Below are 14,476 nucleotides of genomic sequence, written 5' to 3'. Positions count from 1 at the left end.
CGACATGTCCAAGTTTGGAATTCGTGTGAAAGAACGGGTAAAATAAGGCGGAGGAGGTAGGACGATGAAACATGTAATGATTACATCTGGTGCCAAAGGGATCGGACGCGTAGTGACGGAGCGTCTGTTACAAGATGGGTGGCACGTCAGCATTTTGCAACGGAATCCGATTGACTGGGAACATGAACGGATACATATGATCGAGGCCGGATTGACGGACCGCGAACAACTGCTCTCAGCCTATGAGGAAGCGGTCGAACGCTTTGGTGAACCGAACGCCTTGATTTTAAATGCAGGTCCATATATCTTTGAGCGGAAACCGCTCGTCGAATTGACAGACGAAGAGTGGGACGAAGTACTCACGGGCAACCTGTCCGCCTCATTTTGGTTGATGCGTCGTGCGATTCCTTCCATGCGCTCAAATCGATTTGGACGCATCATCTCGTATGGGTTTCCGGAAAGTGGGACGGCCCCTGGCTGGATCCATCGTTCTGCGTTTGCCGCTGCAAAGACGGGACTCGTCAGTTTGACAAAATCGGTCGCGCTAGAAGAGGCCCCGTTTGGGATTACGGCGAACATGGTCAATCCGGGCAATATCGTCGGCTCTCAAAAGGAGATGCGCATTGATGAAGCGGAAGTGGATGAAGGAACTCCGGTCGGTCGACACGGGACAGGAGAAGATATCGCGCGTTTGATTTCGTTCTTATTACAAGAAGACTCGGACATGATCACAGGTGCCATCATCGATGTGACAGGCGGCGTCAACGTCGTCCATCAATACCGAAAGTGAGGGGAAGGCGATGAAGATTGGAGTGGTCACGGACGTTCATGGAAATCTCGAGGCGTTGGAGACTGCACTTCAAGTCATGGATGCGGAGCGGGTCGACGTCATCTGGTCGCTCGGTGACATGATTGCAATGGGACCGGACTCTAATGCGGTCATGGAGCGTTTGTTAGACCGGGGAACGCATATGATTTCTGGGAATCATGATGAAGCGGTTCTTTCCCTTTTGGCTGGACACGGTCATCCAGAAAGTTATGCTCATACGCGCCCCCACCATGAGTGGGTTGCGCGTCATCTAGAGACTCGATATGCAGATGTCCTCGAATCCCTTCCACGAACAATGTCCGTCAAAATGGTTGGCGAAACGGTGTTCGGCATTCATTATCATATCCCGACCGAACGACGCCACGCCACGATTGTCGAAGAACCGTTTCACGAGATTCTCGAACCGACACTGGAAAATATGCAGCGACTGTATGGAGCATATACAGGAGAAATCGTGTTATTCGGACATCACCATCCTGTCCATCTGTTTGAAGATGACACCAAGCGCTACGTCAATCCTGGTGCGCTCGGAGTGGCGAAAGATGACCTGGCTCGCTTTGCCATATTCTCTGAAGGAGAAACCGGGATTGCTCTTGAACTGAAGGCGGTCCCATATGACAAACGTGCCTTTTTAGAGAAGATGGAACGTTATGACGTACCGCAACGGGATGTCATGCTGCGCTTGTTTTATTAAGATATGTAAAAAAGTGCGATCCTTGAGAATGGATCGCACTTTTTGTCATTCAATCTCTTGAAGAGTTTTCGGATAACTCGTCAATGTGATGGGACCACTTTCTGTCATGACGAGATCGTCTTCAATACGGACTCCGCCGACTCCCGGTAGATAGATACCCGGTTCGACTGTGAACGTCATCCCGACTTGGGCGGTCATGTCATTGTTCGCTGCCATCGAGGGGTGTTCGTGTACTTCGATTCCAATTCCGTGACCGATTCGATGAGTGAAGTATTCACCATATCCTGCAGACGTGATGACTTGTCGTGCCGCGATATCGATTGCGCCGAGTGTCGTACCGACGTTCGCCATCTCGATTGCGGCTTCCTCAGCCTGAAGAACCGTTTCGTAAATCTCACGTTGTTTGCGACTCGCCTCACCGAAGACAACCGTCCGTGTGATGTCTGAACAGTATCCCTGCCAGACGACACCGAGGTCGAACAAGGCAAAATCTCCTTTTTTCAAGCGGTTGTTGCCTGGGACACCGTGAGGGTCGGCACTATTCTCACCGAACAAGACGAGCGTGTCGAACGACATTTCACGGACGCCTTGCTGTTTCATGGCGTATTCAATATCCGCGATGACCTCGAGTTCTGTCACGCCTTCACGGAGGGAGCGGATCCCGGCTTCGATGGCCATATCTGCCAACTCGGCGGCCCGCTTCATGATCCGGACTTCATCCGGTGATTTGATCATACGTAACGTTTGGAGCTCGTCTGTCAAATCGATAATTGACAGACCGGCAAAACCGGCGCGAAGCTGCTCGACTCGGTTGAATGTCAAATGCTCCCCTTCGATTCCGATTCGTTCAGGAACGATTTGGTTATCGAGGAATAACTTGACGATTTTGTCCCATGGGTTTTCATGGTCCATATACGTCACGATTTCACCTGACCAGTCACTCGCTTCGACAATCCCTTTTTCAAGTGCTGGGCAGATGATGGCAGTTGTGCCGTTCTTCAAAACTAAAATGGCGATCAATCGCTCGTGCGCTTCCGCGTATACTCCCGAGAAATAAAACACGGATGCTTTCGACGTGATGAATGCTGCATCTAACCCTTTTGTCGCTAGAGATTGTGCAATTTGATTGGTGCGTTGATTCAAGTTGAATCCCTTCCCTTCTACCTCTTACGTTGACTACTCGTCTATTATAGCTGTTTCGAAAACAGAAAGGAAATGTTGCAATTTGATTGGTACAGTTTGAACTAGTTCGACTGATACAGTATACTGAATAGAGTAGAAAATGTATTGAGAGAAGGGACTCCGCGTATGACCACAAAACATGAACAGATCATAGCACATATCGAGTCACTCGATGTAGGGTCAAAAATTTCGGTCCGCCAAATCGCCAAAGAGTTGGCTGTATCAGAAGGTACGGCTTATCGGGCCATCAAAGAAGCTGAGAACCTAGGTTTCGTATCAACCATTGAACGGGTGGGGACGATTCGGATCAAGCGAAAACATAAAGAAAATATTGAAAAGCTGACATTCGCCGAAGTCGTCAATATCGTCGATGGTCAGGTGTTGGGCGGACGTAACGGTCTCCACAAGACGCTATCGAAATTTGTAATCGGTGCCATGAAGCTCGAGGCGATGATGCGATATATCGATGTCGACTCACTCGTCATCATCGGGAACCGCGAGAAAGCGCATGAACTCGTCTTACAATCAGGTGGGGCTGTGTTGATCACAGGGGGATTCGACACAACGGATGAAGTGAAACGAATGGCAGATAAGTATGATATGCCTGTCATTTCTACATCCTATGACAGTTTTACCGTCGCGACGATGATCAACCGAGCCATCTATGACCGTCTAATCAAAAAAGAGATTTTACTCGTCTCAGATATCGTCATCCCGCTCCACGATACGTTCTATCTGAAGTCAGATGACACAGTGAAACGTTGGCACGAGCTGAATGAACGGACGAAACATAATCGGTATCCCGTCATCGATGAACAGATGAAAGTGGTCGGCGTGATCACGGCAAAGGATGTCATTGATAAATCACACGACTATGATATTGAGAAGGTCATGACGAAAAGTCCGATTACAGTAGGCGTACAAACGAGTGTCACCAATGCCGCGCACCAGATGGTGTGGGAAGGGATCGAGATGTTACCTGTCGTTGATAACTACGGACGTCTGCTTGGGATTATTAGCCGCCAAGATGTGCTGAAGGCGTTGCAACTGGCGAATCGACAACCGCAAGTCGGTGAGACGTTCGATAACATGATCACGAACCAGCTGAAAGAAGATCCTGCATCGAACGGGACGGCCTTCACGGTTGAAGTGGCCCCACAGATGACGAGTCATATGGGGACCGCCTCATCTGGCGTGTTGACGACCTTGTTGGTCGAAGGGGCGACGCGAAGTCTACGTCATATGAAGAAAGGCGATCTCGTGGTTGAGAATATCACCGTCTATTTCATGAAGCCGATTCAAATTGAAAGTCAGATTCGAGTGTCGGCCCATGTCTTCGACCTCGGTCGGAAGTTCGGGAAAGTGGATGTGGAGATGACGCAAGGGACACAACTTGTCGCCAAAGCGCTCGTCACGGCACAACTCATCGATCGGTAATAAAAAGAGCACCTGCTACAGCGCGTAGCGGGTGCTCTTTTTCATGATGGCGTATTCGTCGGTTCTTCTGCGGCGAGAGGGTAAATTTTGCGGTAACGGATAAATCCGACAACAGCATTCCCTAAACCGACGACTAACATGACGATGCTGACAATCCAACCGACAGATGAATTCAGACCGAATCCCCCGACCATTTGGTTCGCAGCGAACAATGCGAGGAATAAACTTAACCAGATCAACGCTTGCGTGTTGAACAACGCTTTTCGGTTTGGCGTCTTTGTCAAAAAAGCACGGCGCTTGAAGACAAGGTACGCACCGAGCGCGAACAAAATGAGTCCAATCATGACAAGTTGCAAGTGAAGGAACCCCTTTCTATCTCGTAATCTGTTATCATCATACCATAATAGTGTGTAGGAAAGTGAGGAATCATCATGACGCAATGGCAGGAAGCGGATACAATCAAATCAGAAATTGAGGCGGCTGACACCATTTTCATTCACCGCCACGTACGACCAGACCCTGATGCGTTGGGGAGCCAGCTTGGTTTACAGCGCATTCTAAAATCGGTTCATCCGGAGAAGCAAATCTATGTGGTCGGTGGCATGGTTCCAGACCTCGAGTTTTTAGGAAAGATGGAACATGTCGAAGAAGAAATGTATCAAGACGCGCTCGTCCTTATATTAGATACGGCGAATCAAGAGCGAATCGATGGACCATTTGCGCTAAAAGGGAAGACAATCATTAAAATCGATCATCATCCCGATGAAGATCCATATGCGATGACACAGATTGTCGATACCTCGGTCAGTTCGACGTCTGAGATGATTGTGGAACTCGCGGACATTTGGAGATATCCAATCGACCAAGAGGCGGCATTTTTACTCTATGCCGGCATCGTAGGCGACACAGGACGATTCCAGTTTCGAAATGCTACGGCCCGAACGTTTGAGATTGCTTCGGCGCTGATCGCGAAAGACATCGATACGAATAAATTGTACCGACACATGTATAAGACCAACTTAGCGACTCTTCAGTTACAAGGGTACGTGTTACAGCACGTCAATGTCACAGAAGAAGGCGTCGGCTATGTGAAGATTGACAAGGACGTGCTCCGGACGTTCCATGCGTCCCCGGAAGCGGCATCGCAACTCGTCAATAGCTTCTCTGGCCTCGAAGGATTGAAATGTTGGGTCATGTTCGTGGAAAACAAAGAAGAGATTCGTGTGCGCATCCGGTCGAAAGGTCCTGTCATCAATGAAGTGGCCAAGCGATACCGTGGGGGAGGTCATCCGATGGCGGCTGGTGCCACGATTGACACATGGGATGAGATGGATGACGTGATTGCGGCTTTGAATGAAGTGGCTGGGGAATTCACGTTTGAAGAAAATGAAGAGAGCTGACCGAGGTCAGCTCTCTTCATTTGTCTCCATTTTCCTTTGGGATGAACCATGTACCTCGTTCGGTCACGTCCTCGACGACGTCGAGCTGATACTCAGTAATGTACTTACGGAGCCGGTCGATGATTTCTGGGCTGTCGGCAAACACTGTTTGACCATGCTGTAATTTTTCTAACTTATCGCGTGCAATCTGTCCCCGATTGATAATCATACGCTTTTACCCCCTTTTGTCGTGAGTTTTGTCTATAATTATTGTATCAGAGAAGTGATGAATTGAGTTTGACAATTCCATTAATATAGAAAGGAGGCCAACGATGATTCATCTGAATGTCAGAACTGCTTATAGTTTACTACAAAGTACAATCCGGTTAGAACAATATGTCTTGCAGATGACCGAACGGGGAAGTCGTTCCGTGGCGATCGCAGACGATGCGTTCTATGGGGTTCCGACATTTTTGTCATATTGCCAACGATATGAGGTGAAACCGCTAATCGGACTGAGAACGGTCCTCCGATTGGATGGGTTAGACGTATCCGTGATTGTGTATTCATCTAACGAAACGGAGCTTAAGGAACAATATCGTATCATCCAGGCGGGAGGAATTGAAGGACGGACAACGATGCCGCTGATCGTATTACCTGAAAATTGGAAAGCGAGTGATCCGGTTCACCGGCGTCGCCTTTATCATCAACTCTTGTCGTTTGTCGATGAAGAGAAGCTGTGGCTCGGACTACCGGCACCTCAGACTACGGAACAGGTACAAGTGTTGAAACAACTTCGTCTCATGCGCGAAGAGCTTGCTGTCCAATTGATTCCGGCCCCTGAAACGAGATACATGAGACCGGAAGATGTGGAAGGATTCCGAGCCATTTCTGCCATTCGCGAAGGGGACGTGATGTCGAATGAAGACGTGCGACAAAAAGGATTGCACGTTCGACTACCGAGTGAAATGAATGACTGGTTCACAACGGAAGAATTATCGGAACTGGATCGATTCGAGGCATTGATTCGGCTAGATCATCTACCACGTGCGGAAGGGGCGATTCCAGAAATTCCGGATGCCGATCAAAAGCTGAAACGACTTGTCGGTGAGCGGTTGAAGGCGATGGAACTCGTGAAAGAACCTTACATCGAGCGGGCAAAGTTTGAGCTTGAAGTCATCGCCAATACCGGATTTTCTTCCTATTTCTTGATCGTGGAAGACATCGTTCGGTTTGCTCGAGAATCTGGGATTGAAGTAGGTCCGGGGCGTGGATCGGCAGCAGGTTCACTCGTCAGTTTTGCCCTCCATATCACGGAAGTCGATCCGGTTCATTACGGGTTGTTGTTCGAACGATTCTTAAATCCAGAGCGTGTGTCGATGCCAGACATAGACCTCGATTTTGAAGATGAACGTCGTGAGGAAGTGGTTTCTTACGTACTATCAAGATACGGTCATACGCATGCCGCACAGATTGGGACACTTGCCACGTTCGGTGCGAAAGCGGCAATTCGAGACGTTGCGAGAGCGCTCGGGATGACCCTTGAGGAAGGGCAGGCTGCGAGCAAGCAAGTGAAAGCCGGAGGACTTGATGAACTGATGTCGAGCCAGAAGCAGATGAAGTGGTTTGCCGGTAGCCAAAAGCGTCAGCAGTTATTACGGATTGCCAAACAGCTAGAAGGTTTGCCGCGTCAATCCTCCGTTCACGCGGCAGGAGTGGTGCTCAGTCGTCAACCGATTGAAGAAGTGACTCCGCTCCAACCCGAACTTGAAGAACACGTGACCCAATATAATATGAAGGATTTGGAAGAGGTCGGGCTTCTGAAAATTGACTTGCTCGGATTACGAAACTTGAGTCGCTTGCGAAAGATGGAGGATTTGATTCGAGAAAGTGATGCGCTGTTCTCTCTGAAAACAATTCCGTTAAACGATGCTCGGACGTATCGATTGCTTGCGAGAGGTGAGACGGACGGAATCTTCCAATTTGAATCGACCGGGATGAAGCAAGCGCTTCGACAAGTGAAACCGACTGAGTTTGAAGATATCGTTGTCACGATGTCACTCTATCGCCCGGGACCGATGCAATTCATCGAAACGTATGCGAAGCGAAAACACGGTATGCCTTACCAACCAGTCCACCCAGACGTAGAAGACGTCATGAGACCGACATACGGTGTACTCGTCTATCAAGAACAGGTGATGAAACTTCTCCGTAAACTCGGAGGCTATTCCTATGCGGAAGCGGATTTGGTCAGACGTGCTATTGCCAAAAAGGATACCGGAACGATTGCTCGGGAACGAGAACGATTTTTGCAACAAGCAAAAGCGGGAGACCAGGACGTCTTGGCGCAAATCTTTTCATGGATTGAAAAGTTTGCCGGGTACGGATTTAACCGCTCTCACGCTGTCGCCTACAGTTTGATCAGTTACCGATTGGCTTACGTCAAAGCACATTTCCCTCGTGTCTTTCATGTGGTGACATCAGAAAAAACAACGGAACTTGTCAGACTGTTACGGAAAGATCAAATTCCGGTGTACCCACCGGACGTCTTACATGGTCACGCTGACGCGACACTTGAGGGACCGGGCGTCCGGCTCGGGTTGAAGGCGGTCCAGGGGTTGACCAAACGGGATGTGGACCGACTGATTGAACTGAACGGGCAGTTGAAAGATGTCAGAACGCTTCAAGAAGCCATGGAGTGGAAAAATAAAGACCAACTGAAATTACGTCGATTACTTGGTGCGGGCGCGCTCGACCGGATGTATCACGGTGACCGGACACATGCCTTTGAAGCAGTCGAACGTTTGCGAGAAGAAGCGGGAACACATTTTTTACCGGATGAGCTGTCTTCACTCGGACTAAAACAGAAAAAAGTGAAAGAACCGAATTGGTCTGAAGAAGAGAGGGAGGCGCTCGGGACATGGGTGGTCCACTCTCCATTGACGGCACTTCCGGATATCGGGATCGAACCGTCTACAATTGAAGAAGTCATGAATGGAACAAACGGTTATCTCGTCGTATATGTAGATGACGTACGTACGTTCATGACAAAAAAACAAGAACGGATGGGTGTTCTCATGGTGGACGATGGCATGACGCAAGACGAGGTCGTCGTGTTTCCTCGAACATTCGCGCAGTTTGGACGGTCCCTCTATGCCGGTAACATCTTGTTACTCGAGGTCCATTCGAATGAACGGGATGGTCGCAAGCAATTGATTGTCGAACGGGTTCGACCGTTACACGGGCAAGCCTTATTCATCCGGCTCACACTCGACCGCTTCCCTGAATTGGAAGATTGGATTCAACGAGCACAAGGGGATGTCCCGGTTGTATGCCGATTCACGGATTCGAAGGAAGTGAAACAACTGGCTTCAGCTTTTTCAATCAATCCGAATGAAGAGTATGTGGCGGAAGCGAAAAGACGGTTCGGGGAAGAAAATGTCGTACTGAAACGAATCGATACAAAAATGGTTGGTCCAGAAACTAGTACCAAGTCCTAAAAAGTGATATAATCGCACTAATTGGTCTGACCACTTAAGTTTGATAGGTGATCCAAAAAAGGGAGTTGAACGGTCAGATGCATGAAAAACACGCATCCTCATTTCACGGAAACATTTCAAAGATTAGAAAATTAATTGTCCAATCGTCTTTAGTTCCAGGTGATCGGCTTCCATCCGAACGAGAGCTCGCCGAAACGCTGTCCATTAGCCGCGCTTCGGTTCGCGAAGCGTTACGAGCGTTGAGCTTTTTAGGCATCGTGGAGACGAGACATGGTGGTGGTACCTTTTTGTGTGAGCAAGACCGACATCGGTACATTGAGATATTGTCGGAGTTCATTGTGACCAAACAGACGAAAGCGACCGATATTATTGAGATGCTTCGACTATTGGAGCGCATGGCGTTTTCAGAAATTGAACCGACTAAGGAACGACTGGCTCTATTAGAAACGGTGATCGAAGATGATCGAACGTTTCGCCAGCAACTCATCTTTCAGTTGAAGAATGAACTGTTCATTCGAATTTGGAGTGAGGTCAATCGCTTTTTTGACGGATTAGACGTTGGGGATTTATATACGCTCGAGGAACGGAAACGATTTGTCGAGACGTGGCGTGGAATGGGGATGCCGGAATGAACGAGGGGGAAGCGATGACTGCTTTTTTCAAGAAACCGAAACGATATATGCCATTGCGTCAACGAGAACCAAAGATTGACGCACCACAGGGATTGATGACGAAATGTCCATCTTGTAAATATATGCATTATACAAAACAGTTGAATGAGAACCACAAAGTATGTGATTGCGGCTATCATTTTCCGCTTCAGGCGCAAGAACGGATTGATATGCTTGTCGACGAAGGGTCTTTCGAACGCTTTGTGGGACCGTCTGTCAAGGCGAATCCACTCGACTTCCCTGACTATGAGGAAAAGTTGACGAAAGATCGTGAGCGGACCGGGATTGAAGAGGCCGTCGTATGTGGAAAGGCGACAATCGACGGACTACCACTCGTTGTCTGTGTGATGGATGCGAGATTCCGTATGGGGTCGATGGGTGCATACGTTGGAGAAGCGATTGCTTCGGCTGTCCGAAACGCCACATCACTCGGGCTTCCAGTCGTCTTGTTCACAGCATCAGGTGGGGCTCGGATGCAAGAAGGAATGGTCAGTTTGATGCAGATGGCCAATACGTCCATCGCTCTAAAAGAACATGACGAAGCAGGACTGCTGTACATCGCGTATTTGACTCATCCGACGACAGGTGGTGTGTCAGCGAGTTTTGCGATGCTCGGCGACTTGAACGTCGCAGAGCCGGGAGCGCTCATCGGGTTTGCAGGACGACGAATCATCGAACAGACGATTCGGGAAAAACTTCCAGAGAACTTTCAAACTGCTGAGTTTTTACTTGAGTCAGGGCAGCTGGATGCGGTCATTCATCGTGAACAGATGCGTTCGTTCTTGAAGAGGATGATTGAATTACACGATGGGGGTGTCCGTCATGTTTGACCCAATCAAAGAAGTCACTGAACAACTGAATAAATTACGGGAGACCGCTGAGACGAAAGGGATTGATTTATCCCGAGAGATTCGTCATCTCGAGTTAAAGCTCGACCGATTAGAAAAAGATATTTATGGGAATATGAAACCGTGGGATCGCGTCCAGTTGGCGCGAAACCCGAAGCGACCGACAACGCTCGATTATATCCAGCATTTATTCCCTGACTTCATGGAACTCCATGGGGACCGACATGGGTATGACGATGCGGCAATCGTATCTGGACTAGCGACGTTTGAAGGAGTGCCGGTGACGATTATCGGACATCAGCGTGGGCGAAACACGAAAGAGAACATGAAACGAAACTTTGGTATGCCGCACCCGGAGGGCTATCGAAAAGCATTGCGTTTCATGAAACAAGCCGAGAAGTTCAACCGTCCTATTTTGACATTCATTGACACGAAAGGGGCTTATCCGGGGAAAGCCGCAGAAGAGAGAGGTCAAAGTGAAGCGATTGCCCGTAACTTGTTTGAGATGGCGACGCTGAAAGTGCCGATCGTCTCCGTTGTCATTGGAGAAGGTGGTTCAGGTGGTGCGCTTGGGATTGGTGTATGCGACCGTCTATTGATGCTTGAGAATAGTACGTACTCAGTCATCTCGCCAGAAGGTGCAGCGGCACTATTGTGGAAAGACGCGAAACAAGCAGAGCGTGCGGCAGAGACGATGAAGATTACAGCACAAGATTTATTCAACCTAGGGATTGTCGATGAAGTGGTAGGAGAAGTGTACGGGGGGGCACACGTTGATGTGTCACTACAGTCGTCACTCTTGAAACCTGTCTTATTACAGCACATGAACGAGTTGCTTGCGCAATCGACTTCTGAGCTGATTCAAGGACGTGCGACCAAATATCATCAAATTGGCACAATTAATGAGTGAAAACGGTAACAATGGCTTTGAATAAAGCTTTATTCATTCATCAAGTGACTGCTTTGTGAGATACCCTATGCATTTTTTTCACATACTTGTGTTGTAAAACAAAGGTCAGACGTGGTATTTTATTTTCAGATTTCGTTAAAACACATAAGAGGTGAGCGACGTGAATTTAAAACGTATTGCGGTATTAACAAGCGGAGGAGACGCTCCTGGAATGAACGCTGCTGTCCGTGCCGTGACCCGAAAAGCAATTTTTGAAGGTCTTGAAGTGTACGGCGTGTATAACGGCTATCAAGGATTAATCGAAGGTGATTTAGTCGAATTAAATCTTGGATCAGTCGGCGACATCATTCAACGTGGAGGTACGTTCCTTCGCTCTGCGCGCTGTCCTGAATTCAGAACAGAAGAAGGTCGCGCAAAAGCAGTAGAACAGTTGAAGAAATTCAATATCGATGCCCTCGTGGTCATCGGTGGAGACGGCTCTTATCGCGGAGCTCAAAAATTGACTGAACTCGGATTCCCAACAATCGGCCTTCCGGGTACAATCGATAACGATATCCCAGGAACAGATGCGACAATCGGTTTCGACACAGCACTCAATACAGCGCTTGATGCGATCGATAAGATTCGTGATACGGCGTCATCACATGAACGTACGTATGTCATCGAGGTCATGGGTCGCGACGCTGGTGATATCGCGCTTTATTCTGGTCTCGCTGGTGGTGCTGAGTCGATTCTCGTCCCAGAACGTCCAGAGGATTTGAATGCAATCGTGGAACGAATCAATCACGGGATTGCACGCGGTAAGAAGCACTCGATCGTCATTGTTGCTGAAGGTGCGGGAAGTGCGGAAGAAATCGGCAAATTGATTGCTGAGAAGACGAACTCAGAAACACGTGTCACGATTCTCGGTCACATCCAACGTGGTGGTTCCCCAACTGCCGCTGACCGTGTCCTTGCAAGTCGTATGGGTGCATACGCTGTGGAGATCTTGCTTGAAGGGAAAGCGGGCCGCGTTGTCGGAATCCGTAACAACCAGATGATGGATCTTGATATCGATGAGGCGCTCGACAATAACAAGCACACGATTGATATGCAATTGATTGACCTCGTTAACCAATTGTCGATTTAAACGATTTTGTATGTTGCAGAGACGGGATACGGTCCAAGGCCCCCCGTTTTCTGTTTGTAAGTTGCACTATATCCCCTAGGAGGTTTTTATATTATGCGTAGAACGAAAATTGTATGTACCATTGGACCGGCTTCTGAGAAGCGTCTTCCTGAGATGATCGAAGCTGGGATGAACGTTGCCCGTCTCAACTTCTCACACGGTGACTATGAAGAGCACGGCGCTCGTATCCGTGACATCCGTGAAGCGGCGAAAGCAGCGGGTAAAGTTGTCACTGTTCTTCTCGACACAAAAGGTCCAGAGATCCGCACGCATACATTCGAAGACGGTAAGGCACTTCTTGAAAAAGGAAAAGAAGTCACAATCGTCTCAACGGAAGAAATCGTCGGAACGAAAGATCGTTTCTCTGTGACGTACGAAGGACTCTACGATGATGTGGAAGTCGGTTCACACATCATGCTCGACGACGGTCTCATCGGACTCCGTGTCGTTGAAAAGCTTGATAACCGTGATCTCCGTTGCGTCATTGAAAACGAAGGAATCATCAAGACGAAGAAAGGTGTTAACTTGCCAAACGTCAAGGTAAACCTTCCTGCCCTCACGGACAAAGACATCGCGGACATCGAGTTCGGGATCTCACAAGACATTGACGTGATTGCAGCATCATTCGTACGTCGTGCATCTGACGTAGTTGAAATTCGCCAACTTCTCGAGAAACATAACGCATCACACATCAAGATTTACCCGAAAATCGAGAACCAAGAAGGTGTCGATAACATCGAAGAAATCTTGGCAATCTCTGACGGTTTGATGGTAGCCCGTGGGGACCTCGGAATTGAAATCCCGACAGAAGAAGTGACACCAGTTCAAAAAGAACTCATCAAGAAGTGTAACGATCTCGGGAAGCCGGTCATCACAGCAACGCAAATGCTTGATTCAATGCAACGTAACCCGCGTCCGACACGTGCGGAAGCATCAGACGTAGCAAACGCAATCTTGGATGGAACAGACGCAGTCATGCTTTCTGGTGAAACAGCTGCAGGGGACTACCCAATCGAATCTGTTCAAATGCAAGCTGCAATCGCAGAGCGTACAGAACGCATGCTCGACTACAAAAACTTGTTGAAAGATCGTCAGAAGCGCAGTGAGCATACAGTGACGGATGCGATCTCTCAAGCGGTTGCGCACACGGCAATCAACTTGAACGCCAAAGCAATCTTGACACCGACACAATCAGGTTATACGGCTGCTCGTACAGCGAAGTATCGTCCTGAAGCGAACATCATCGCGGTGACAGAATCGGAGCGCGTTGCGCGTCAATTGAACCTCGTATGGGGCGTATATCCAATCGTTGCTGAAACAATGCCGAACAACACGGATGAAATGTTGGTTCAAGCATCGGAAGCGGCACGTCACGCTGGATTCGTCACTGACGGTGACCTCGTTGTCATCTCAGCTGGTATTCCTGCGGCGACAGCTGGTACGACAAACATGATGAAAGTCCACATCGTTGGTCACGCTCTCGCAGACGGGCGTGGAATCGGTGAGCGCGGTGTTGTTGGAGAAGTCGTTGTCGCGAAAAATGCGGATGAAGCAAATGCAAAAGCGAAAGACGGCATGATCCTTGTCGCACCATTCACAGATAAAGAAATGATGCCTGCGATCGAAAAAGCGGCTGGAATCATCACAGAAGACGGCGGATTGACGAGCCATGCTGGGATCGTTGGACCATCACTTCGCAAGCCAGTCATCGTAGGTGTTGATGCAGCGACAGCATCGCTTCGTGACGGTCAGATGATTTCAATCGACCCACTCACAGGTAAAATCTACAACGCATAATTGAACGACAATCGAACCGGCCTTCTACAAAGGTCGGTTCTTTTTCCGTTCGAAGAAAGGA

Annotated in this window: 13 protein-coding genes; 10 read left to right on the top strand and 3 right to left on the bottom strand. The window is 48.7% G+C overall.

Annotation, left to right across the window (positions count from 1 at the left end; all coding sequences use genetic code 11):
- The first annotated feature begins 64 nt into the window (after positions 1-64).
- Together F3H97_RS06895 and F3H97_RS06890 are read left to right on the top strand one after the other, a co-directional pair.
- Complete coding sequence (locus F3H97_RS06895) at positions 65-790, top strand: SDR family oxidoreductase (RefSeq protein WP_159562537.1); 726 nt, start codon at positions 65-67, stop codon at positions 788-790.
- Positions 791-800: 10 nt separating this feature from the next.
- Positions 801-1,523 carry a metallophosphoesterase family protein gene (locus F3H97_RS06890; RefSeq protein ID WP_196430907.1) on the top strand — a complete coding sequence of 241 codons (723 nt, stop codon included), beginning with the start codon at positions 801-803 and terminating at the stop codon, positions 1,521-1,523.
- Positions 1,524-1,568: 45 nt separating this feature from the next.
- On the opposite strand, the gene F3H97_RS06885 is transcribed toward F3H97_RS06890, so the two are convergent.
- Positions 1,569-2,666 carry a M24 family metallopeptidase gene (locus F3H97_RS06885; protein ID WP_196430906.1) on the bottom strand — a complete coding sequence of 366 codons (1,098 nt, stop codon included), beginning with the start codon at positions 2,664-2,666 and terminating at the stop codon, positions 1,569-1,571.
- Between the two features lie 165 nt (positions 2,667-2,831).
- Between F3H97_RS06885 and F3H97_RS06880 the strand changes: the two genes are divergently transcribed.
- On the top strand, positions 2,832-4,142 hold the full coding sequence (locus F3H97_RS06880; protein ID WP_074036504.1) for a DRTGG domain-containing protein: 1,311 nt from the start codon (positions 2,832-2,834) through the stop codon (positions 4,140-4,142).
- Between the two features lie 41 nt (positions 4,143-4,183).
- Here F3H97_RS06880 and F3H97_RS06875 read toward each other — a convergent pair whose 3' ends face one another.
- Positions 4,184-4,498, bottom strand: coding sequence for a YtpI family protein (locus F3H97_RS06875; RefSeq protein ID WP_074033432.1), 315 nt, complete (start codon positions 4,496-4,498; stop codon positions 4,184-4,186).
- Between the two features lie 75 nt (positions 4,499-4,573).
- Here F3H97_RS06875 and F3H97_RS06870 point away from each other — a divergent pair, with 75 nt between their 5' ends.
- Positions 4,574-5,542, top strand: coding sequence for a DHH family phosphoesterase (locus tag F3H97_RS06870; RefSeq protein WP_074036506.1), 969 nt, complete (start codon positions 4,574-4,576; stop codon positions 5,540-5,542).
- Positions 5,543-5,558: 16 nt separating this feature from the next.
- Here the strand turns inward: F3H97_RS06870 and F3H97_RS06865 are convergent, their stop codons facing one another.
- Positions 5,559-5,750: a YtzJ family protein gene (locus F3H97_RS06865; RefSeq protein ID WP_074036509.1), complete on the bottom strand. Its 192-nt coding sequence runs from the start codon at positions 5,748-5,750 to the stop codon at positions 5,559-5,561.
- Between the two features lie 103 nt (positions 5,751-5,853).
- Between F3H97_RS06865 and dnaE the strand changes: the two genes are divergently transcribed.
- The 6 genes from dnaE to pyk all read left to right on the top strand — a co-directional run bounded on the left by dnaE (position 5,854) and on the right by pyk (position 14,415).
- Positions 5,854-9,021 (top strand): DNA polymerase III subunit alpha, encoded by a 3,168-nt coding sequence (dnaE, locus tag F3H97_RS06860; protein WP_196430905.1) that lies wholly within the window; start codon positions 5,854-5,856, stop codon positions 9,019-9,021.
- Positions 9,022-9,098: 77 nt separating this feature from the next.
- The gene (locus F3H97_RS06855) at positions 9,099-9,653 is read left to right on the top strand and encodes a FadR/GntR family transcriptional regulator (protein ID WP_196430904.1); all 555 of its coding nucleotides are present in this window, start codon (positions 9,099-9,101) and stop codon (positions 9,651-9,653) included.
- A gap of 14 nt (positions 9,654-9,667) precedes the next feature.
- Positions 9,668-10,522 carry an acetyl-CoA carboxylase, carboxyltransferase subunit beta gene (gene accD, locus F3H97_RS06850; protein WP_196431849.1) on the top strand — a complete coding sequence of 285 codons (855 nt, stop codon included), beginning with the start codon at positions 9,668-9,670 and terminating at the stop codon, positions 10,520-10,522.
- On the top strand, positions 10,515-11,450 hold the full coding sequence (locus tag F3H97_RS06845) for an acetyl-CoA carboxylase carboxyltransferase subunit alpha (RefSeq protein ID WP_074036513.1): 936 nt from the start codon (positions 10,515-10,517) through the stop codon (positions 11,448-11,450). Before accD ends, F3H97_RS06845 begins: the two co-directional genes overlap by 8 nt.
- 160 nt (positions 11,451-11,610) lie before the next feature.
- Positions 11,611-12,579: a 6-phosphofructokinase gene (pfkA, locus tag F3H97_RS06840; RefSeq protein WP_012726720.1), complete on the top strand. Its 969-nt coding sequence runs from the start codon at positions 11,611-11,613 to the stop codon at positions 12,577-12,579.
- Positions 12,580-12,672: 93 nt separating this feature from the next.
- Positions 12,673-14,415: a pyruvate kinase gene (pyk, locus tag F3H97_RS06835; RefSeq protein ID WP_074036515.1), complete on the top strand. Its 1,743-nt coding sequence runs from the start codon at positions 12,673-12,675 to the stop codon at positions 14,413-14,415.
- Positions 14,416-14,476: the final 61 nt, after the last annotated feature.

Source organism: Exiguobacterium sp. SRB7LM (assembly GCF_015712685.1).
GTDB classification, from domain to species: domain Bacteria; phylum Bacillota; class Bacilli; order Exiguobacteriales; family Exiguobacteriaceae; genus Exiguobacterium; species Exiguobacterium profundum.
Note: the sequence above shows the minus strand (reverse complement) of the source record. Positions and strands in the feature narration are given on the sequence as shown.